The 20,191-nt window shown below is 73.2% G+C and carries 18 protein-coding genes and 1 pseudogene; 7 read left to right on the top strand and 12 right to left on the bottom strand.

Annotated elements, in window-relative coordinates; all coding sequences use genetic code 11:
* Window positions 1-189 precede the first annotated feature (189 nt).
* Window positions 190-1,068, bottom strand: coding sequence for an SDR family oxidoreductase (locus tag ACFXPX_RS39245; RefSeq protein ID WP_380588525.1), 879 nt, complete (start codon window positions 1,066-1,068; stop codon window positions 190-192).
* 84 nt (window positions 1,069-1,152) lie between these two features.
* Between ACFXPX_RS39245 and ACFXPX_RS39240 the strand changes: the two genes are divergently transcribed.
* On the top strand, window positions 1,153-1,746 hold the full coding sequence (locus ACFXPX_RS39240; protein WP_380532482.1) for a TetR/AcrR family transcriptional regulator: 594 nt from the start codon (window positions 1,153-1,155) through the stop codon (window positions 1,744-1,746).
* Between the two features lie 96 nt (window positions 1,747-1,842).
* On the opposite strand, the gene ACFXPX_RS39235 is transcribed toward ACFXPX_RS39240, so the two are convergent.
* On the bottom strand, window positions 1,843-2,472 hold the full coding sequence (locus ACFXPX_RS39235) for a TetR/AcrR family transcriptional regulator (RefSeq protein ID WP_380532484.1): 630 nt from the start codon (window positions 2,470-2,472) through the stop codon (window positions 1,843-1,845).
* Between the two features lie 249 nt (window positions 2,473-2,721).
* Here ACFXPX_RS39235 and ACFXPX_RS39230 point away from each other — a divergent pair, with 249 nt between their 5' ends.
* Window positions 2,722-3,957: an MFS transporter gene (locus ACFXPX_RS39230; protein WP_380588522.1), complete on the top strand. Its 1,236-nt coding sequence runs from the start codon at window positions 2,722-2,724 to the stop codon at window positions 3,955-3,957.
* Between the two features lie 116 nt (window positions 3,958-4,073).
* Here ACFXPX_RS39230 and ACFXPX_RS39225 read toward each other — a convergent pair whose 3' ends face one another.
* From ACFXPX_RS39225 to ACFXPX_RS39215, 3 genes and pseudogenes are all read right to left on the bottom strand, one after another.
* On the bottom strand, window positions 4,074-4,364 hold the full coding sequence (locus ACFXPX_RS39225) for a muconolactone Delta-isomerase family protein (protein ID WP_380397224.1): 291 nt from the start codon (window positions 4,362-4,364) through the stop codon (window positions 4,074-4,076).
* 21 nt (window positions 4,365-4,385) lie between these two features.
* A pseudogene (locus ACFXPX_RS39220) lies at window positions 4,386-4,751 on the bottom strand (YybH family protein); the annotation flags it as partial.
* A gap of 121 nt (window positions 4,752-4,872) precedes the next feature.
* Entirely contained in the window at window positions 4,873-5,457 is a 585-nt protein-coding gene (locus ACFXPX_RS39215) for a DinB family protein (protein ID WP_380532490.1), read from the bottom strand.
* Window positions 5,458-5,608: 151 nt separating this feature from the next.
* Between ACFXPX_RS39215 and ACFXPX_RS39210 the strand changes: the two genes are divergently transcribed.
* A complete protein-coding gene (locus ACFXPX_RS39210) occupies window positions 5,609-5,971 on the top strand; it encodes a DUF1304 domain-containing protein (protein WP_375884222.1) in 363 nt (120 codons plus the stop codon).
* Window positions 5,972-6,051: 80 nt separating this feature from the next.
* Window positions 6,052-6,603, top strand: coding sequence for a TetR/AcrR family transcriptional regulator (locus ACFXPX_RS39205; protein WP_380644751.1), 552 nt, complete (start codon window positions 6,052-6,054; stop codon window positions 6,601-6,603).
* Window positions 6,604-6,622: 19 nt separating this feature from the next.
* On the opposite strand, the gene ACFXPX_RS39200 is transcribed toward ACFXPX_RS39205, so the two are convergent.
* The 3 genes from ACFXPX_RS39200 to ACFXPX_RS39190 form a co-directional block, all read right to left on the bottom strand.
* Entirely contained in the window at window positions 6,623-7,498 is an 876-nt protein-coding gene (locus ACFXPX_RS39200; RefSeq protein WP_375884227.1) for an alpha/beta fold hydrolase, read from the bottom strand.
* 57 nt (window positions 7,499-7,555) lie between these two features.
* Complete coding sequence (locus tag ACFXPX_RS39195; protein WP_380532504.1) at window positions 7,556-8,695, bottom strand: glycosyltransferase family 4 protein; 1,140 nt, start codon at window positions 8,693-8,695, stop codon at window positions 7,556-7,558.
* 71 nt (window positions 8,696-8,766) lie between these two features.
* Complete coding sequence (locus ACFXPX_RS39190) at window positions 8,767-9,888, bottom strand: fatty acid desaturase family protein (RefSeq protein WP_380644750.1); 1,122 nt, start codon at window positions 9,886-9,888, stop codon at window positions 8,767-8,769.
* A gap of 303 nt (window positions 9,889-10,191) precedes the next feature.
* Here ACFXPX_RS39190 and ACFXPX_RS39185 point away from each other — a divergent pair, with 303 nt between their 5' ends.
* Window positions 10,192-11,346, top strand: coding sequence for a hypothetical protein (locus ACFXPX_RS39185; protein WP_380644749.1), 1,155 nt, complete (start codon window positions 10,192-10,194; stop codon window positions 11,344-11,346).
* A 120-nt stretch (window positions 11,347-11,466) separates the two neighbouring features.
* On the opposite strand, the gene ACFXPX_RS39180 is transcribed toward ACFXPX_RS39185, so the two are convergent.
* The 4 genes from ACFXPX_RS39180 to ACFXPX_RS39165 all read right to left on the bottom strand — a co-directional run bounded on the left by ACFXPX_RS39180 (window position 11,467) and on the right by ACFXPX_RS39165 (window position 17,300).
* Window positions 11,467-14,118: a TIM-barrel domain-containing protein gene (locus tag ACFXPX_RS39180; RefSeq protein ID WP_380644748.1), complete on the bottom strand. Its 2,652-nt coding sequence runs from the start codon at window positions 14,116-14,118 to the stop codon at window positions 11,467-11,469.
* A gap of 80 nt (window positions 14,119-14,198) precedes the next feature.
* Entirely contained in the window at window positions 14,199-15,029 is an 831-nt protein-coding gene (locus tag ACFXPX_RS39175; protein ID WP_380644747.1) for a carbohydrate ABC transporter permease, read from the bottom strand.
* Window positions 15,029-15,901 (bottom strand): carbohydrate ABC transporter permease, encoded by an 873-nt coding sequence (locus ACFXPX_RS39170; RefSeq protein WP_380588507.1) that lies wholly within the window; start codon window positions 15,899-15,901, stop codon window positions 15,029-15,031. The genes ACFXPX_RS39175 and ACFXPX_RS39170 overlap by 1 nt, the downstream gene beginning before the upstream one ends.
* A gap of 118 nt (window positions 15,902-16,019) precedes the next feature.
* A complete protein-coding gene (locus ACFXPX_RS39165; RefSeq protein WP_375884243.1) occupies window positions 16,020-17,300 on the bottom strand; it encodes an extracellular solute-binding protein in 1,281 nt (426 codons plus the stop codon).
* Between the two features lie 398 nt (window positions 17,301-17,698).
* On the opposite strand from ACFXPX_RS39165, the gene ACFXPX_RS39160 reads away from it, so the two are divergent.
* Both ACFXPX_RS39160 and ACFXPX_RS39155 read left to right on the top strand, forming a co-directional pair.
* The gene (locus tag ACFXPX_RS39160; protein ID WP_380644746.1) at window positions 17,699-19,165 is read left to right on the top strand and encodes a transferase; all 1,467 of its coding nucleotides are present in this window, start codon (window positions 17,699-17,701) and stop codon (window positions 19,163-19,165) included.
* A gap of 143 nt (window positions 19,166-19,308) precedes the next feature.
* Window positions 19,309-20,007, top strand: coding sequence for a DUF4328 domain-containing protein (locus ACFXPX_RS39155; RefSeq protein ID WP_380526538.1), 699 nt, complete (start codon window positions 19,309-19,311; stop codon window positions 20,005-20,007).
* Window positions 20,008-20,191 lie beyond the last annotated feature (184 nt).

Below are 20,191 nucleotides of genomic sequence, written 5' to 3'. Positions count from 1 at the left end.
CGTTCGGCATCCGTCCGCTGATCCTGGGGCGTCGTCCCTCGACGGTCCCCGGTGCGGAGGGCAAGGACGAGTGGGTCGTCGCCAGCGAGTCGCTCGTGCTCGAGAACGGCGACTACGAGGTCGTCCGCGAGGTCGAGCCCGGCGAGGCTGTCTTCATCACCAACGACGGCGAGGGCCCGTGCCGTGGGATCAGCGGAAGTAGTGGCCCTGGTCGAGGTCCGCGAGCAGCCCGGGGCCGGTGGGGTGCCAGTCGAGGAGGTGCTGGGTGAGGGTGCTGGAGGCGGGCTGGTCGACGGCGAGGATGCCGCCGAGGAAGCCGAAGTCCTCGGCCGGGGCGGCGGCCGTCGGGAGGGAGAGGTGGCGGCCGATCACCGCGGCGATGTCGCGGGTCGGTACGCCCTCGTCGCCGACGGCGTGCAGCATCGAGCCCGACGGGGCCTGCTCGGCGGTCAGGCGGAACAGGCGGGCGGCGTCGCGCACGTGCACGGCCGGCCAGCGCTGGGAGCCGTCGCCGACGTAGCCGGAGACGCCCTTGGCGCGGGCGGTGGTGACCAGCTGGGCGATGAAGCCGTGGTCGCCGTCGCCGTGGACGGTGCGGGGCAGTCGGACGACGGACGGGCGCACGCCGCGCTCCGCCAGGGCGAGGACGGCCGCGGCGTTCTCCTCGCGGCCCGCCCCGAGGGAGCCGGGGGCGCTGCGGTCGTGCTCGGTGGCCGTCCGCCCGGGTGTCGCCGGCGTCCCGTGGGCGACGACCAGGGGCTTGCCGGAGCCTTCGAGGGCCTCGCCGAGGGCCTCGGCCGCGCGGGCGTCGGTGCGGATCGAGGCGTCGAAGGCGGTGAAGTCGTGGACGAAGGCGAGGTGGATGACGGCGTCGGCGGCGGAGGCCCCGGCCCGTAGGGCGTCCAGGTCGCCGAGGTCGCCGCGCAGGACCTCGGCCCCGGAGGTGGCGACCTTGGCGGCCGAGGCGTCGGACCGGGCGAGCCCGGTGACCCGGTGGCCGGCCTTGATGAGTTCGGGGACGACGGCGGAGCCGATCCAGCCGGACGCGCCCGTGACGAAGACGTGCATGACAGAACCTCCGAACGAGTGATGTCAGTGACTGTCGTCAGGCTAGCAGTGATGTCAGGGACTGTCATCGCGTACGATCACCGCATGGGCAGATGGGAGCCGAACGGGCGCGGACGGCTGGCGGAAGCGGCACTGGCGCTCTTCGCCGAGCAGGGGTTCGAGCGGACCACGGCGGCGGAGATCGCCGTGCGGGCCGGGCTGACCGAGCGGACCTTCTACCGGCACTTCGCCGACAAGCGCGAAGTCCTCTTCCACGGCACCGAGTTGATGCGGGAGCTGCTGGTACGGGCGGTTGCGGAGGCACCCGCCGACGCGGCCCCGATGGAGGCGGTGGGCGCGGCCCTCGAAGCCGTGGGCGCCGTCCTGCAGGAGAACCCCGAACGGGTCCGGCGGCGCGACGCCGTCGTGTCGGCCAGCCCGGAGCTACGGGAACGCGAGCTGGTCAAGCTCGACGCGATGGCGGCGGCGACCGCCGAGGCGCTGCGCGGCCGCGGCGTCCCCGCGCCGACCGCCGGCCTGGCGGCCGAGACGGGCATGGCCGTGTTCAAGGTCGCCGTCGCGCGCTGGATCGCCGAGCCGGCCGACCCGGTCGGCCCGGACGGTTCGGACCTGCCGGCGCTCATCCGCGCGTCCGTGCAGGACCTGCGGCAGGTCCTCGCGGCCGGCGCGCCTGCCTGAGGCGTGCGGGGATAGGGGCGTGCGGGGAAGGGTCGTACGGGGAAGACCGGGACCCCGTACCGCACCTCGAGGAGATTCGAGGAGAGCCGCTGCGGATCAGGCGGTGCCCGGGCGCACGGCGGTAGCGGGTCGGGGTGCGGGTTCTGTGGTCCAGGCCCGGACCAGGATTTCGGCGTGGTCCGCGAGCAGGGCGGGTGGCAGCGGGCCGCCGGTCTCCAGGATGACGGCGAGGACGGGCCCGGTGAGCTGGGCCGCGGCCAGTGGCGCGGGGGGCATGTGGGCGGCGTGCGGGCTCACGCGGGCGAGTACGGCCTGGGCTGCGGTGCCGAGGAGGTCGGCGGTGCGGACGAGGTCGCGTACGGCGCTGTCGTGCTGCGCTTCGCCCAGCAGGGCCCGGTAGGCGAGACCTGCGGGTGAGGTGGTGAGGAAGCACGTCAGCGCTTCGAGGAATGCGGTGAGGTCGTCCGTGGGGCGGGCTCGGGGTTCCGTGGCCAGTTCGTGGGCGGCGTCACTGGTGCTTGCCTCGAGCAGGATCTCGGCCTTCGTGGACCACCACCGGTAGACCGTCTGGCGCCCCACCCCGGCCCGCTCGGCGATGCCCTTCATGGTCATCGCCGCGTATCCCTGCTCGACGAGCAGGTCGTCGACGGCGTGGAGAACGGCGACCCGCGCCGCCTCACTGCGGGGGCGCCCGGGTGAAGCGTGCTCTGGGGGGGTGCTCTGCATGGGGCCAGCTTAACAAGACACCGTGCCTCGAAATGGTGCTAGCCTCTTTCGAGACACAGTGACCCGTAATTGGGTGGCGGCTACGCCGTGCCCAACGGCCCTCACGGCAGAGGAAGCCCTCATGAACACCACACGCCACCGCACCGGCCCGGCCCGGACCCTCGACCCGGCCGCACCCGCCGAGACCCGCCCCGCCGCCACGCCGGGAGACCGCAGGTGAACACCCTGGCGCCCGGGATCCGCGACGGAATGACCCCACGGCAGGTGACGTTCGCCTTCCGCGGCCTCCTCGCGGTGCGGCTGCTCGGCGCACTCGCCAACGGCATCATGCTGCCGTTCATCGTCCTGTGGGCCCACCGCGTCGGCGGACTCGGTGGAGCAGCGGCCGGAGCCCTCTTCCTCGTCCAGGCCGCCGGCGAGTTCACCGGAGGCCTGGCCGGGGGCGTCCTGGCCGACCGGATCGGGCACCGCCGCATGATGCTGCTCTCCACGACGGGAATGGCCCTGGGCTACGGCAGCCTCTTCCTGGTCCACCACGCCGTCCTCGCCCTCGTGCTATTCCTGGCGGCAGGGCTCTTCGAGTCGGCGTTCCACCCCACGATCGCCGCCCTCATCGGTGACCTCCACACGGATGAGGACCTTCACCAGGCCTACGGACTGACCCGCGTGGTGGCCAGCATCGGCGGTGTGGTCGGACCGGTCCTGGGCGCGGTCGCCGTCGCCTTCTCGCTGTCGAGCGTGTTCGCCGTAGCGGGCGTACTGCTCGTCGCCGCCGCGATCGCCGTGTTCATCACCGTCCCCGCCGACCGCGTCACAGGTCCCGAGACCGCACAAGAGGCAACCGGCGGCGAGGCCGAGAACGTGCACAGCCCGTTCACCCACATCCTGCGCGACCGCAGACTGGCCCTGCTGATCCTCGGCGGCAGCCTGCTGACCGTCACCTTCACCTGGTGGGAAGCGGACGGCCTGGTCCTCCTGAACCGCGTGGACTCCATAAGCCCCACGGCCTACGCCATCCTGTTCGCCGTCGACGCCCTCGCGATCATCCTGTTCCAGATGCGCGTCAGCCGCTGGGCCCGCCGCCGCGACACCGCCCGGCTCCTCTTCCTGGGCGCCGCCCTCCAAGGAGCCGGCCTCGCCGGGTTCGCCGCCGCCGGCCTCGGCTACCCCGCCCTCGTCGCCGCGGCCCTCGTCACCTCCTTCGGCATGATGATCTACGGCCCCACCACCTCGGCGTTCGTCAGCCGCCACGCCCCGGCGGGCAGCAGCGCCACCTACCAGGCCGCCCTGTCCACCTCGCAGGACATCGGCTCGGCGATCGGCCCGATGTCCGGGCTGGCCCTCGGCCGCATCGGACCGCCCGCCCTGGTCTGGCTCACCGCACTCCCCCTGGGCCTGCTGGCCGCTCTCGCGACCGCCCGCGCCACCCGGGTTCCACAACAGCGGGGCGCCGGGACCGTGCCGGCGCAGAGGACAGAGCCGTAGCAGCCTCACGGTGCCCATCCGTCGGCGAGAAGGCGGAGACCGTCGAGCGCGCCCGGCGCGCCGTCGGGGTGGGGCGGGCCGAGCCGTGCCGACCCGTGTGGGGCCCGGTCCGGCCGTCAGGGCCGGGCCGGGTCGTTGGGGTGGGACTCCAGGGCGGTCACCGTGAGGGTCATCCACGGCCGCAGCGGGAGGCTGCCCAGCACCTCCTCGCGCAGCTCGTCCTCGTCGGCGGCCCGCCAGACGCCGATGCTGCGCAGCTCGCCGACCGGGCGCCACAGCCGCGCCAGGCGCCCGGCGGCGGCCAGCTCGCGGGCGCGGACGGCCTCGGCGGCGCGCCGGCGGTCGACCTCCGCCGCGGGCGTGCCCTCGGGCACGGTGGTGGTGATCTCGACCAGGAACTCGCGCAGGGGCGCGGCGGCCTCCCGGGGCAGGAGGGAGACCTGGTAGTGGGCGATCGCCCAGCCGTCGGCGGTCCGTTGCAGCAGGACGCCGAGGAAGACGCTCAGCGTCGGGCGGTCGGTGAACGAGAAGTCCACGGCCAGGTATCCGCGGACGAGGTCCCGGGCCGGGCGGTCGATCGTCAGGATCTCGTACTCGGCGGTCATGCCGGCGGGTTGGGCGGCGTAGTAGGCGGCCACCCCGGGCCGCCCGACGCTGTAGGGGTGCAGGCCCTGGAAGACCGCGTCCTCGGTGAAGAGGGCGGCGACGCGTTCGGGCTCGTGCCGGTCGACCGCGTCCTTCCAGCGGTCGAGCACCTCGCGCAGGACGGTCTCGTCGGCCGGGTCCTCGTCCATGGTCCGGGTCTCCTCTCGGGAGCGGCGGTGCCGCTGCGGTGGCCGGCGCTCGCGCCGCCGCCCAGGTGCAGGATCCCCCGGACCGGGCGCCGGCCGCTCGTCGGCGGCCCGTCGACCCCCTCTAGGCCTTGACCGGTGCGGCCGACCTGGCGGCCTGCTCGACCTTCGCGACGTAGGCCGCACGGGCTTCCTCGTCGGCCTGCTGCTCGTGTTCGGGGCGCATCCCGGTCCGGCCGTCGAGGCTCTCGCGCAGGATGTCGGCGTGCCCGGCGTGCCGGTTGGACTCGCCGAGGACATGGACCATGACGGCGAACAGGTTCGTGTCGGCATGAGGCCCAGGCCACCACGGCACGTGGCCTGGGGCGTCGAGGGGGAGCCCGTTGATCGTCGCGTCCGCGTGTTCCCAGGTGCGCCGGTAGAACCCGATGACCTGATCGCGGGTCTCGTCCTCGGTCGCCCACAGATCGCCGCCGTCGGAGTCCTGCCACCGGGGCAGCGGCTCCGGGGACGGGCGGTCGAAGACCTCGCCGAAGTACCTGGCCTCGACGGTGGCCACGTGCTTGACCAGGCCGAGGAGGTTGGTCCCGGTGGCCGTCAGAGGTCGGCGGGCGTCGTACTCGGACAAGCCGTCGAGCTTCCAGAGCAGCGCTTCGCGGTCCCGCCGCAGTCTCGCGTGCAGGTTGTCCTTCGCGAAATCATCGATCATGCGCCATGAGCCTGCCATGGGCTGCTCGTGCTCTCAAGATCCCGTACGTGGTCCAACGACCCGTTTCGGCGGCGGACGGCGGGTGCCGGTGGACTTCATGGACAGGTGTCCAGTTAAGATGGACACCTGTCCATGAACTCGGGAGCTGACGATGCGTACGACGGCGGAACTGCTGGTCGGCCTGGTGGCCGTGCTGCACGGGTACATCCTGGTGCTGGAGATGTTCCTGTGGGAGCGGCGGCCCGGCCGCGAGCTGTCCGGGTTCGACCCGGAGCTCGCCCGGGCGACGGCGCCGCTGGCCGCCAACCAGGGCCTCTACAACGGCTTCCTGGCCGCCGGGTTGGTCTGGGGGCTGCTTGCAGGCGGTACCACGGGCCACCAGGTGCAGGTGTTCTTCCTGTCCTGCGTGGTGGTGGCCGGGCTGTACGGCGGCGCCACCGCGAACCGGCGGATCCTGCTCGCCCAGGCCCTGCCCGGAGCGGTCGCCCTGGGCGCCGTCCTGGTGGCCGGATGAGCGCCGCCCCGGACCCGAGCGCCGCCCCGGACCCGAGGGATGCCCTGAACCCGAGGGATGCCCTGAACCCGAGGGGCGCCGTGGACCCCAGGGCCGAGCGGACCCGGGCCGCCCTGCGGCGGGCGCTGCTGGCGGAGTGCGCCGAGCGGCCGCTCGCGGAGGTCAGCGTCGCCGCCCTGGTGCGCCGGGCCGGGGTGGGGCGGGCCACCTTCTACGTGCACTACGCCGATCTGGAGGCGCTGGCGGTGGACGCCTGCGCCGACCTGGTCCGGGTGGCGGTGGACGCGCTGCACGCCTGGCGCGGCGTGCCCGACCCGGACGTCCCGCCGCCCGCCCTCACCGGGTTCTTCACCGAGCTGGTGCCGCACGCCGGGCTCCACCGCGCCCTGCTGGCGCCGGGCGGCGGCGGGCCGCTCGGCCTGGTGCTCAACCGCGAGCTGCGTGAACGCAGCCGCACCGAGCGGGCGTTGGCCGGAGCGCCGGAACCGGACCTGGTGGCGGCCGCGGTCGCCGGCACGTTCACCGGGGTGCTCGCCGACTGGCTGCACGGCCGGATCACGGCGGAGCCGGAGCGGGTCGCCGAGCGGGTCTGGCGCCTGCTGATCTCCCTGCACCGCACGCCGGGGCTCTGACCGGCACGACGGCGGGGCGTCAGGCCACCGGGACGGGTACAGGCGCCCGTCCGGTCTCGGCGATCAGGGCGCGGAGGGCGGCGGCGACCGGGGCGGGGCGTTCCTGCATGGCGACGTGGCCGGTGTCGGGGAGGGTGAGCAGGCGGGCGTCGCGGAAGGCGGCGTAGGCGCGCGGGGCGAGCCGGAACGGGACGAGACGGTCCTCCCGGCCGTAGACCAGCAGGGTGGGGGCGGTGATCCGGCCCGCCTGGTGCCAGGGGGAGGCGGCGCCCCGGTGCAGGGAGGAGCGGACCACGGCCCGCATGCCCGCGGGCAGCATCCCTCCCGCGTACGGGAGTTCGCTGCGGCGCAGCCGTTCGCGGGCCTCCGCCGCGCGCACCTCGGGGCGGACCCGGGCGGGGTCCGCGTAGATCAGCCGGTAGAGGTCGTCCAGTTGGCGGTCCGGGCTCCGCTCGGCGAGCAGCCGGGCGTACAGGCGTGGGGCGCCGGGGAGGGCGAGCAGCGCCGCGCGCAGAGCCTGGGGGGAGGGGAGGGCGGGCAGCACGGGGGCGAGCAGGGTCAGCGAGGCGACCAACTCGGGTCGGTGGGCGGCAATATGAAGGGCCGTCAGACCACCGAGGGAGTTGCCGACCAGATGGACCCGGCGGTGCCCGGCGCGGTCCAGGTGGGCGGCGACGGCCGCGGACTGGCCCTCGACCGTGACGAGGCCGCCGGGCGGGGGCGCCGACCGGCCGTAGCCGGGGAGGTCCAGGGCCAGGCAGTGCACCGCGCCGCGCAACTGGCCGATCAGGGCTGCCCAGTTGTCGGTCCAGCCGCCCAGGCCGTGCAGGAAGACGGCGGTGTCGGCGGCGGGTGCGGTGCCGGGGGTGTAGGCGGCGGCGAGCGGCTGGTGCACGGGGGCTGGTTCCTTCGGGAGCGGAGCTGCGGTGGAGTGGCGGTGGCGTCGCGCGGCTCACCGCCGCAGGGCTCCGGTGGTCTCCGCGATGGCGAGGCGGTAGTGCCCGATCAGCCGGTCGCCGATCGACGCCCAGTCGCGCTCGGCCACGGCGGCGCGGCCCGCCCGGCCGAGTTCGGCCCGCAGGCCGGCGTCCCGGGCGAGCCGGTCGACGGCCGTCCGGAACTCCTCGCCCGCGCCGGGCGGCACCAGGAAGCCGGTGCGCCCGGGGCGGACCAGGTCCAGCGGCCCGCCGGCCGCCGGGGCGACCACCGGCAGGCCGCTGGCCATCGCCTCCTGGACGGTCTGGCCGAAGGTCTCGTACGGTCCGGTGTGCGCGAAGACGTCGAACGAGGCGTACAGCCGGGCGAGTTCGTGCCCGGTGCGGCGGCCCAGGAACTCCGCGTCCGGCAGTGCGGCCTCCAGCGGTGCGCGGCACGGGCCGTCGCCGACCACCACCAGCCGCACGCCCGGCAGCCGGGAGGCCTGCACCAGCCGGTCGACCTGCTTCTCGGCCGCCAGCCGTCCGACGTAGCCGACCAGCACCTCGCCGCGCGGGGCGAGCCGGCGGCGCAGCGCCTCGTCGCGGTGGCGCGGGTGGAAGCGCTCCCGGTCGACCCCGCGCGGCCACAGGTGGAGCCGGGGGACGCCGTGGGCGGCCAGCGCGTCCAGCGAGGCACGGGAGGGCGCCAGCGTCCGGGCGGCCGCGCCGTGGACCCGCCGTAGGATCCGCCAGGCCGTCCGGGCACCGGCCTCGCCCGCGAACGGGAGGTAGGTCCGGGCGTAGGCCGCCATGTCCGTCTGGAACACCGCCACGGCCGGGACGCCGGCCCGCCGGGCCGCCGCGGCGCCGGCCGCGCCGAGGGCGAACGGCCCGGCCAGGTGGACGACCTGGGGGCGGTGCCGCTCGATCGCGGCCGCCAACTGCCCGCCGGGCAGGGCGATCCGCACCTCCGGGTAGCCGGGCAGCGGGACGGACGGGACCCTGAGCACCTGGTAGCCGTCCACCCGCTCGGGGCCGCGCCGGGTGCGGGTCGCCGGGGTGACCACCAGGACGCGGTGGCCGCGGGCGCTCAGGTGCTCGGCGGTCCGCAGCACGCTGTGGGCGACGCCGTTGAGCTGCGGCGGGAAGGACTCGGTGACGATCAGGACCCGCAGCGGTCCGCCGTCCGGCCCGGGGGTGGGGGGTGCGGCGGTGCCGAGCGTCACCGGCCCCGACAGGAGGCGGCTCACCGGGCGGCCCCGCTCTCGACGCGGGCGGCCCCGGTCTCGACCCGGGCACGACCGTCCTCGGCCCTGGCCCCGGGTACGGCCGCGCTCGGCGGCGCGTCGACGCAGCGGCCCACCGCCCGGAGGTCCCGCAGGATCTCCCGGAACGAGTCGACCAGCCCCGCCTCGGCGTACGGCAGGCCGACCTCCGCGAGGTAGGCGCGCACGATCCGCGAGGCCGGGCGCAGCGCCGGGACGGGCATGGCCGGGAAGAGGTGGTGCTCGATCTGGTAGCCGAGGCCGCCGAAGAGGAAGTGGGTGAACCGCCCGGCGCGCAGGTTGCGGGAGGGCAGCACCTGGCGCCGGAGGTAGTCGGCGGGCTGCTCGTCCGGTCCGGTCATCGGCATGCCCTTGTGGTTGGGCGCGAAGATGCAGCCCAGGTAGACGCCGAGCACGGCGCCGCACAGCACGGCGAAGGCGAGCGCCTGGAGCGGGGTGAGGACGGCCAGCAGCAGGCCCGCCGCGAGGGCGTAGTGCAGGGCGGCGAGGGTCCGTTCCAGCACCGGGTGGCGCAGCCGGCCCCGGGTCAGGGTCACGGCGGTGGCGACGACCAGGCCGAGGGCCTGGAGCGAGAGCAGCGGGAAGAACAGCTCCGCCTGGTACTTGGCGACCGTCCTTCTCAACCCCTCGGTACGGGCCGCCTGTTCGGCGGTGCGGACGAAGAGCATGGCGTTGGCGGCCGGATCGCGCCCTTCCCGGTTCGGGTGGGCGTGGTGGCGGTTGTGGTCGCTGACCCACCAGCCGTAGCTCATCCCGACCACCAGGTTGCCGAGCAGGATGCCCGCGAGGTCGGTGCTCCGGCGCCCGGAGAACACCGCGTGGTGCGCGACGTCGTGGCCGAGCAGCGCCAACTGGCCCAGCACGAGGGCGAGTACGGGCGCCAGCGCGAGCTGCCACCAGCTCGCGCCGACGACGGCGAAACCGGCCAGCAGCAGGACGAGGGCGCCCAGCAGGGCGGCGGCCCGGCAGCCGTAGTACAGCGGGCGCTTGCGGAGCAGCCCGGCCTCGCCGACGCGTCGGCGCAGCTCGGCGAAGTCCCCGTGCCGGGTGGTTCCGGCGGTCGGGGTGTCCTGAAGGGTCATGCCACCATCCCGGTCTCGGGTCGCTCCGGCCGGTCGTGGCCGCAAAGCCACCCGTCCCGGGGCCACACGCGGGGGCCCCGGGCCGGGCGGCGGCCTCACCCTTCCGCACCCGACCGGCCGGTGTCCCCGGCGGACCCGTGTCGCGGTCGGAATGGGCTCGAACGGGCGGGAGGCGGCGGGGGTTGTTCGGGCTGGCATCCGGCTGTCGAGCAGCTTTACGACGTTCCGGGCGGTCCCCCCGGTGAATGCGCTCCCCCTGCCCTCGGGCCGGGGCGGCCGGTCCGGTGCTCTAGCCTTTGGCCGATGACCGGGACGACCCATGTACACGCTGCCGACGTGCCCGACGTGCCCGACGAGGCCTGGAGCAGGTTGACCGCGGCCACCGACCTCGATCGGGACGTGGCCCGTTCCTGGCTCTCCGGGCTCGGTTTCAACCGCTCGGCGCCCGTCGACGTGCTCCTGAGCCTCCTGGACGCCGAGGAAGCCGGCTTCCTCTGGCGGGAGGACCTGCCGCCCGAGGTCGTGGACGCCGCGGTCGTCCACGGGGCCAGGCGCGTGCGCGTCATCGCCGCGGAATCCGGTCGCCTCTCCGCCGCACAGTGGGACCGGCTCGTCGCCGCCACGCCGGGTGCCGGGCTACGAGGGCTCTTCAAGGAGCTCGCGGGCGAGCAACTGGCCGCCCGGCGGCTCTCCCGCGGTGGCCGCGGCGTCGGCCGCGCCCCGCACCCCGACGCCACGCCGCCCGGGACGCCGGAGGAGATCGCGGCGATGGCCGCCGACGTCCCCGACATCGACCCGGAGGGCCAAACGACGGTGCTGTGGTGGATCGGCGCCCTGCACGGGGACGCCGACGCCATGCGTCAGCTCGCGGCCTCGCCGAACCTGCTGATCCGCCGCAGCGTCGCCAGGGCGCCGCGCCTGCCCGCGGACGTGGTGGCCGGGCTCGCCCGCGACCGGGACCGGGTCGTGCGGCTCTTCCTCGCCGAGTCGTGCGACGACGCTCCACCGGAGCTGCTGCTGGACGTGGCCGCCTGGTGGGACGGGAGCCTGTCCTTCCCCGGCCGACCGCACAACCACCCCAACTTCCCCCGCGCGGGCCTGCTGCGCTACGCGACGGACCCGAACCCGCGCCTGCGGGCCCTCGCCCTCGACGACCCGGCCTCGACCGGCGCCCTCGTCGAGCAGCTCGGCCGCGACCCCGATCCGCTCGTCCGCGCGGCTGCCGCCCAGGACCGGCGCCTCTCGCCGGAATCGCTCCGGCGGCTCGTCACCGACACCGACGGAGGCGTGCACCGGCGGGCCCGGCTCAACCCTGCTGTGCCACCGGATCTGCTGGTGACGCTGCTGCTCGAAGCCGACAGCGCCGAGCACGCCGCCCGCAACCCCGCCATCCCCGTCCCCGTCCTGCGCCGCATGGCCGCGCTCGGGAGGCTCCGGGCCGCGACCGGAACCTCCTGAGTGCCGGAACCTCCTGAGCACCGCAGCGGCCCGGGCGGACGCCGCCGAGGCCCCCGGGTGGTTCCCCGGGGGCCTCGGCGTCAAGGGTTCAGTGGATCAACGGTTCGGTGAATCAAGGGTTCAGTGGATCAGGTGCAGCGAGAACTCGTCGTCGGTGGGGACCGACGGGGTCTTGACGTGGGTCACGCCCGTCGCCGTGTCGAAGAACCAGCCGGAGGCAGCGGTGTCGAGGGCGGCGGCCGAGTGGAGTTCGGGGAGCCGGCCGCCCTGGGTGACGACCAGGCGCGGGGCGGACTGGCCGTGCACGGTGAAGCGGTACGAGCGGGCGTCCGGCTTGCCGGTGTAGCTTCCCTCGCTGGCGCCGACCTCGACGGTGGTGACGGGCCCGTGGGCGTGGACCTCGACCTGCTGGGTGGCGGAGGAGCCGGCGTTGTACTGGCGGGTGACGCCGTCGTCCTCGTACAGGGTGTACGAGGAGTCGCCCTTCGGGTAGAGGTCGTAGTCGAGTTCGCCCTTGTCGCGGTTCTGCCAGGACAGCGTGCCCTGCGGCCACATCGGGACGATGGCGCCGCCCTTGACGAACACCGGCAGGGTGTCCAGCGGGGCGGAGTAGTCGTCGATGGTGGTGGGGCCCTGGTAGGTGCGCCCGGTCCAGTAGTCGGTCCAGGTGCCCTCGGGCAGGTAGATGCCGTTGCGCACCGAGGTGTCGGAGTAGACCGGGGCGACCAGGAAGTCCGGCCCGGCGAGGAACTCGTACGTGGCGTTCGGGCCGAGCGCGGCCTTGTCGTGCGGGTACTCCAGGGCGAGCGGGCGGACGGCGCCGATGCCGGTGCTGGTGGCCTCGGCGGACAGGGTGTACATGTACGGCAGCAGGCGTTCCTTGAGCTGGAGGTACTTGCGGTTGATCGAGGTGTAGGGCTCGCCGTCCAGCCAGGGCTGCTGGTCGCGCTGCTCCTTGCCGGTCATGTCCTTGGCCCAGCCGTCCATGGTCATGATGGTCGGCAGGAAGGCCTTCCACTGGAGGTCGCGGGTGTACATCTTGGGGTCGCGGCGGAAGATCGAGCCGACGTCCCCGGTGTCGTAGGCGATGCCGGACATGGTGGCGCCCGCGTAGGTGGGGATCTGCCAGCGGATGTAGTCCCAGGACAGGCTCTGGTCGCCGCTCCACAGCACGCCGCAGCGCTGGGCGCCGGCCCAGGAGACCGGCAGCCAGACGAAGCCGCGGGCGTCGCTGTTGTCCTCGATGCCGGCCTTGGCCTGGTCGCAGGCGTTCAGCGCGAAGTCGTAGCCGTTGCCGACCCAGGCGACGTCGAGCTTGCGGACCCGGACCCCGGCCTTGACCTCCTCGGCCTGGTTGGGCAGGCCGTTCTGGGTCCACAGGCCGAGCTGGGCGTGGTCCTTGCGCAGGCCGTCGCCGGCCTGCGGGAGGTTCTCGTAGCCGCAGCCGTAGCCGTCGTTGACCAGCATCCAGCCGAGCGGCATCTGGTTCTGCACGTAGCCGTCGGCGACCTTGAGGGCGTCGGTGGTGTGGCGCTCGCCGCGGTTGGCGTTGTGCAGGTAGCAGTCGGAGTCGCCGGGTTCCAGGCCGTAGACCGGCGGCATGAAGGGCTTGCCGACCAGCGAGGTGTACTGGCCGATGACGGACTTGACGTCCCCGGTGAAGTAGTAGGCGTCCAGGCGCCGTTCCTGCTGGCCGGTGCGCACCGGCGAGCCGAAGTCGTAGATGCCGGGGGCGAAGGTGTTGCGGAAGACGCCGTAGCCGCCGCTGGAGACGTAGAAGGGCTGGGAGTTGTTGTAGCCGCCCTCGTTCCAGTTGGTGCTGTTGGCGACGTGGACCACCTGGTCGCGGTGCGAGAAGCTGCCGTTCTGCTCGCCGCCGCCGAAGAACTGCTCGTCGGTGCCGCGGGTCAGGCTCTGCCGCAGGCCGCTGGTGGACCAGCGCATCGGGGCGTTCTCCTGCCAGATCGCGGTGCGGTTGTCGGCCTGGTAGAGGCCGAACCGCAGCGGGTGCTTGTAGACCCGCAGTACGACGTGGCCGGAGCGGATGCCGTAGTAGTCGCCGGCATCGAACGAGGAGGTGCGGGGCTGGAGTTCGGGCTGCTTGCGGATGATGGTGCTGCCCGCCGGGTCGGTGATGGTGCCGTCCGGCGCGGCGCGCAGCCGCAGTTGGTCGTCGGCGAGGAAGTCGACCTTGGCCTTGAGGGTGCCGGCGGCGATGTCGTAGCTGCCCTTGCCGCCGCTGAACGAGGTGAGGTCGCCGGCGTCGGCGGTCTGCGGCAGGTAGGCGCGGCCGGTGAAGGAGCCGCCGTGCACGTCGTACGGGACGACCAGGACGTGGTAGGTGCCGGAGGCCTTGGGGATCACCGTCGCCTCCGGGTCGGCGGTGCCCGCGCTCTCGGCGACCTCCTTGCCGTTGGCGTCGTAGATGTACAGGTCGAAGTCGTCGGTGGGGTTCTGCCACTGGACGGAGATCGGGACGCCGCCCTCGGGGTTGTCGTCCCAGTAGCCGTTCGGGACGTTCACCGTCAGGTCGAAGCGGGCGCAGACCGCGCCGTCCGGGTCCTGGGCGACGGCGGGGCAGGAGGTGGCGCCGCCGAGGGTGCCCTTGGCGTAGGTGGGGCTCTGCCAGGTGACGTTCTGGTGGCTGCCGTCCAGGACGGCGGCGGGCGGGCCGGCGGCGTGGGCCGGCACGACGGGGCCGGTGACGGCGGCGAGGCTGGTCAGGGCTGCCGCGAGGGCGGCCCGGCGGAGCTGGGGTCGGAGCAGGCGCACGGGGGTTCTCCTGTCGACTCGGGGGCTCGGGGGCGGGGCTCGGGGGTTCGGGGGCGGGGTCTATCTGCTGACGGGAAGCGCTACTTGACGGATCCGGCGGTCAGGCCGGAGACCACGTGCCGCTCGATCAGCGCGAACAGCACCACCACCGGCACGATCGCGACGACCGAGCCGGCGAACAGGTAGTTCCACTGGACGGTGTAGTTGCCGATGAAGCTGTTGATCCCGACGGTCAGCGGTTGGCTGCCCGGATCGGTGGACAGCGTCAGGCCCATGACGAACTCGTTCCAGGCGGAGATGAAGGTGAAGATCACCGCCGTGACCACGCCCGGCAGGGCCAGCGGCAGCACCACCCGGCGCAGCGCCCCGATCCGGCTCAGGCCGTCGAGCAGGGCGGCCTCCTCCAGCTCCACCGGGATCGAGGAGATGTACGCGGTGAGGATCCAGACCGCGAAGGCCAGGTTGAACGCGGCGTTGCAGAGGATCAGCGTCCAGACCGAGTTGAGCATGGACAGCTGGTAGAACTCCCGGTAGAGGCCCACCAGCAGGGAGGTCGGCTGGAACATCTGGGTCACCAGCACCAGCAGCAGGAACAGCCGGCGGCCCCGGTAGCGCACCCGGGCGGTGTAGTAGGCGGCGGGCAGCGCGACCAGCAGCGCCAGCAGGGTGGAGCCGCCGGCCACCAGCAGGGTGACCCGCAGGTTGTCGCCGAGCGTGGACTCCTGCCACACGCCGACGAAGTTGGACCAGGCGAAGTGCCGTGGCAGGTACGTCGCGTCGCGCAGCTCGTCGGCCGGGCGCAGCGCGGTGACGACCATCTCCAGGTACGGGAACAGGAAGACCGCCGCCAGCAGCCAGGCCGCCCCCGCGAGGGCCAGGGTACGCGGCCTCCAACGGTTCTGACGCCGCATCAGCTCTCCTCCTGGTTCCAGCGGCTGACCTTGAGGAAGGCCAGCACCATCAGCACCACGAGGGCGAAGTTGACCACCGACATCGCCGCGGACTCCCCGATGTCGGTGGACTTCAACTGGTACATGAACACCGTGCTGGTGGCCGTGTCGCTGCTCGGGCCGCCCTGGGTCATGCCCCAGATCACCGGGAAGGAGTTGAAGACGTTGATCAGGTTGATCACCAGGCCGACCAGGAACGCCGGGCGCAGCAGCGGCAGGGTGATCCGCCGGTACGCCTGCCAGGCCGAGGCGCCGTCCACCCGGGCCGCCTCGTACACCTCGGCGGGCACGGTCTGCAGACCGGCCAGCAGGGTGTAGGTGGTGAACGGGAGGGAGACGAACACGGCGACGAAGACCATCCAGGGCCAGGCCGTCGAGGGGTCGCCCAGCCAGTCCCGCGGGCCGTCGACCAGCCCGAGGTCGGTCATGACGGTGTTCAGCACGCCCGCCGTCCGGTCCAGCATCCAGCGGAAGCCGATCGCGGTCATCAGCACGGACGCCGCCCACGGCGCGATCAGCGCCCAGCGGGCGTAGCGGCGGCCGGGGAAGCGCTGGTCGAACAGCTGGGCCAGGGCGAGCGACAGCAGCATGGTCAGGCCGACCACGGCGAGGGTCCAGGCCACCGTGGCCAGCAGGACGTGGCCGAGGTCCGTCTCGTCGAACAGCTTGCGGTACTTGTCCAGTCCGGCCGAGCCGCGGACGAAGCCGCTGGTGCTGACCCGCAGGAACGAGGTGCGGACCATCTCGTACACCGGCCACAGCACCACGGCGAGGATCAGTAGCACGGCCGGGGCGATCCACGGCAGCGGGCCGAAGCGACGGCCTCTGCGCACAGGGGGGTTGGGAGTCACGGGGGTGCCTTTCACGGCCGTCGCCGGGTGCCGGCCGTCACTTGTTCGGGGTCGGCCGGCACTCGCTCGGGGTGGGCCGTCAACTGTCGGGCGCCTGACGTCACTTGTTCGCGACGGCGTCCTGGGCCTTCTTCTGGAGGTCGCCGAGCACCTTGGCCGGGTCGCCCGCGACGGCGCTGCCGACCGACTTCTTGATCTCGGCCGAGACCGCGTCCCAGGTGGTGTCGCCGAGCGGGTAGAACACGGCGTTCGGCAGCAGGGCGAAGAACGGCGCGAGGTCCTGGTGCTTGCCCCCGGTGGTCAGCTCCTGCAGCGCGCTCTTGGTCACCGGCATCAGGTTGTACGTCTCGTCGAAGGAGACCTGGTTGGCCTTGGTGTACGCGAAGTCGAGGAACTTCCGGATCTGGTCGCGGTGCCCGTTCTTCTTGAACGCCATCATCCAGTCCGCCACGCCGAGGGTGGAGGCCAGCGGGCCGTTCTTGCCGGGGATGGGTGCGACCCCGTAGTCGACCTTGCCGTCCTGTGCCATCTGGATCAGCGACGGGTGCCCGTTGAGCATGGCGGCCTTCCCGGCCGCGAAGTCCGCGAACGCGGTCTTGCGGTCGGTGGTGGCCGGGTTGGCGTAGGTCAGCCCCGGGTCGACCAGGTTGGACCTGAGCCAGCGGAAGGTGTCGATGTCGGCCTGGCTGTTCAGGGTGTACGCGCCGTCCTTCCCGGTCGGCCCGCCGTCGTTGCCCAGTTCCCAGATCATGCTCTCGCCCTGGGCCTCCTCCGGCCCCAGCGGCAGCGCGTACGGCGTGACCCCGGGCACCTTGGCCTTCACCAGCTCGGCGTCCTTGCGCAACTCCTCCCAACTGGTGGGCGGTTGGCCGATTCCGGCCTGCTGGAACAGCGCCTTGTTGTAGAACAGTGCCCGCGCCGAGGACACGAACGGGATGCCGTACTGCACGCCCTTGACCTGCCCCGCCCGGGCGAAGCTGTCGATCAGGTCGCCCCGGGTGTCGGGCGACAGCACGTCCTCGGCCTTGTACAGCAGGTCGTCGGCGACCTTGTCGGCGTACCCGCCGGTCTGCAGCACGTCCGGCACGTTGCCGCTCTGGATCATCGTCTTGACCTGCTTGTCGATGTCGTTCCAGTTCACCACCTGGACGTCCACCTTGATGCCGGGGTTGGCCGCGGTGAACGCGGTGGCGACCCCGTTCCAGTAGTTCTTCGAGCTGTTGGACTCCTTGTCGCCGTAGTCGGCGGCCACCAGCTTGAGCGTCACCTTCCCGTCGGCGTCCGCCCCACCACTGCCGCTCCCGCCGCCACTGCCGCAGGAGGTGAGGGCGAGCGCCCCCAGGGCACACGCCGAGACGAGGGCCAGCACACGTTTGTCCACCGCAGATACCGCCTTCGTGCGTGCTTGATCGGATGATCCAAGATGCTTGAAGAACACTGGTTTTGAGCAGTTTCGAAAGAGCAGCTTGCTGCTCCGGGCGGTTCATGTCAATCGTGACTGCAGTTTTGAGCAACACAACCCCTGACTCTCGGCCCACCGCGCCCCGCTCTGCGCAGAAACGCTCAAACCATGGGGCGGTCCCGGCCCCGCCGGTCGGGCGAGTGGCCCCCGCGGCTCATATGTCGCTCAAATGTCTTCAACTCTTGGTGAGTTGGGCCACATCATGGAGTGTCCGCGGCGGCCGGACACGCCAGGTGTGCCCGGGACGCAGCGCGGGCACCCGTGGGTGCTCGGAGCAGGGGGGCCGAATGTCATCAGGTGTGCGGACGCTTTCCCGGGTGATCGCGGCGATCGCGCTGGTGGCCGCCTATGCCGCGCTGCACGTGCTGATCACCGTGGTCGAGAGCCGACAGGCCGAGAGCCGCCTCCAGGACGGCCCGGCCCGCGTCGCCGCGTTCACCGTCCTGGTGGACCGCTTCGCGGCCGGTGACCCGACCGCCCGCGCCGAACTCGTCGCGGCGAGGGCGTGGTTCGAGGAGAACGTGCCCGCCGGCCGGGCCCGGGCCACGGTCGCCGCGGTCACCGGCTTCGTGGACCTGGGCCGGGGCGCCTCCGCCCGGGCGCGGGCCGGTGCGCTCGCGGCGGACGTCGAACGGGATCGGGCGGGCCTCGACCAGGACCTCCGCTCCGAGACCCTGGCGGGGCTGTGGCTCACGGCGGGCGCGCTGGCCTTCGCCGGACCGTCGCTCTGGCTCCGCCGCCGACGCAGGGCGGCGACCGCGGAAGCCGTCCGTACGGTCGGCCGGTTCGCCGAGCGGCATCCGCCCTGGCGCCGGCCGCTGTTCCTGGCCGCGACCGGCCTCGGCTACACCCTGTTCATCGGAGGGATGACCCTCGTGAGCATGGCCCAGCGAACGAATCCGACCGAACACGACCGACCGATGGCCGTCCAAGTCCTGCTGCTCCCGGTGGGGTTGGCCGCGGTCGGCGCGGGCTTCCTGGTCCTGCGCTACAGCCGGCCCCGTTCGACCCGGGGCGCGGTGCGCGCCCTGCGGGCCGACGGCCGCCGGCCCGTCCTCTACCTCCGCAGCTTCGCCGACGACCGCACCGCGGCCCAGGTCGACGACGGGCAGGCGCTCAACATCCACTCCCGGGAGGAGCAACTCGCCTCCGCCCTGGCGGCGTTCGGCCCGGTGATCGCGGTGGGCAGACCCGGTGAGCCGCTGCCGCTGCTCGGTGCGGCACGGTTCTACCTCCCACTGGACGACTGGAAGCCGACGATCCTGCGGCTGATGGACCTCTCCCAGCTCATCGTGCTGCGGGTGGGTGTCGGCGAGGGGCTGCGCTGGGAGATCGACCAGGTCGTCGCCACCCAGCCCGCCCGCAAGCTCCTCCTGCTGACACCGGGCCGGGTGAGCGAGGCGATCGACAGCCTGGACGGCCGGCTGCCGGTGCCCCTTCCGCTGGAGGGGGTGGCGGCGGACACCTCCTGGATCTCGGCCGCCGTCACCTTCGCACCCGACTGGACACCGCAGGTGACGGCGGTCCAGCCCACGTCCGGCCCGGCGCCCCACGGGCGCTGGATCATGCGTCGCCTCAGGGCGGCCAAGGAGGTGACCTGGGACCCCTCACCGGCGCGCCGGACGGTCGGCGCGATGAAGACCGCACTGGCGGCGGTGGGCGTCCGCGGCCGGATGGTCGTGGTGCGCAGCGACATCAACATGCTCGGCACCTGGGGCAAGGGCATGGTGGCGCTCGCGATCCTGGTCCTGCTCTACCGGCTGCTCGCACTCGCCGCTCCCTGAGAGTGCCCGGCCGCAACCGGCGCCGGGCGGCGGAGCCCGGCGCGACGTCGAGGACGCGGTGAGGACGCGTCGGGAACGCATCGAGGACACCTCGAAGAAACGTCGAGGACACGTCGAGGACAGCACGTCAACGGAGGGAACCCATGAGCAACGCACAGCAACACGGCGCCGGTCGCGCGGGCGGCACCGGGGCGAGGACGCACAGGCCGGTGACCGGTTGGGGCGTCGCCGCGGCGGTGCTGATCGCGGTGGAGGTCCTGCGGGAGGTGCTGGTCTCGGTGGCCAACTGGCGCGACTACCTGCTCATCCACGACTACCTCAACGGGGCGGCCACGGACGCGGACCTCGCGGCCGCCGATTCGGACACCCTCACGACGGTGTCGTCGCTGGCGGCGAGTTTCGTCGTCTGGGCCGCGGCCGGGGTGGCGTTCCTGGTCTGGCTGTGGCGGGCACGGATCAACGCGGAGGCACTGGGGGGTCGCGAGGCCCATCGCCGCTCCCGGATGTGGGCGGTCGGGGCCTGGACGGTCCCCGTGGCCAACCTCTGGTACCCCTACCAGGTCGTCACGGACATCTGGCGGGCCAGCGCGCCCCGGCGGCCGGCTCCCGACACGCTGGTCAAGGCCTGGTGGGCCTGCTTCATCCTGGCGGAGGTCGTCAAACCGGTCCAGTGGCGTCTGGCCAACTCCGAGGAGAGCGAGTCGGACGTGCTGGCCAACGCCAACGCGTCCGCGCTGCTGACGGCACTGTTCCTGGTGGCCGGGGTGCTGGTCATCCTCCTCATCCGGCAGGTCACGACCTGGCAGAACCGAGCGGCGGAAGCCGCGGGCGGTGAGCGGTGAACCCCGTGGCCGCCCGCCCCGCCGATCCCCACCAGCCGCCGGAGCTGCTGGAGTTGTACAAGCTCGCGGTGGAGATGGCCGACCGGGTGTCAGCCCGCCGGGGCGCGGCCAACGCCTTCTTCCTCTCCGTGCAGACCGCCCTGGTCACCGTCGTCGGCTTCGGTGTTCCCCAACTGCGGGAGGC

This window comes from Kitasatospora sp. NPDC059146 (genome assembly GCF_042786665.1).
GTDB lineage: Bacteria > Actinomycetota > Actinomycetes > Streptomycetales > Streptomycetaceae > Kitasatospora.
The sequence above is the reverse complement of the archived record's forward strand: the minus strand, read 5'-3'. Positions and strand labels throughout refer to the sequence as shown.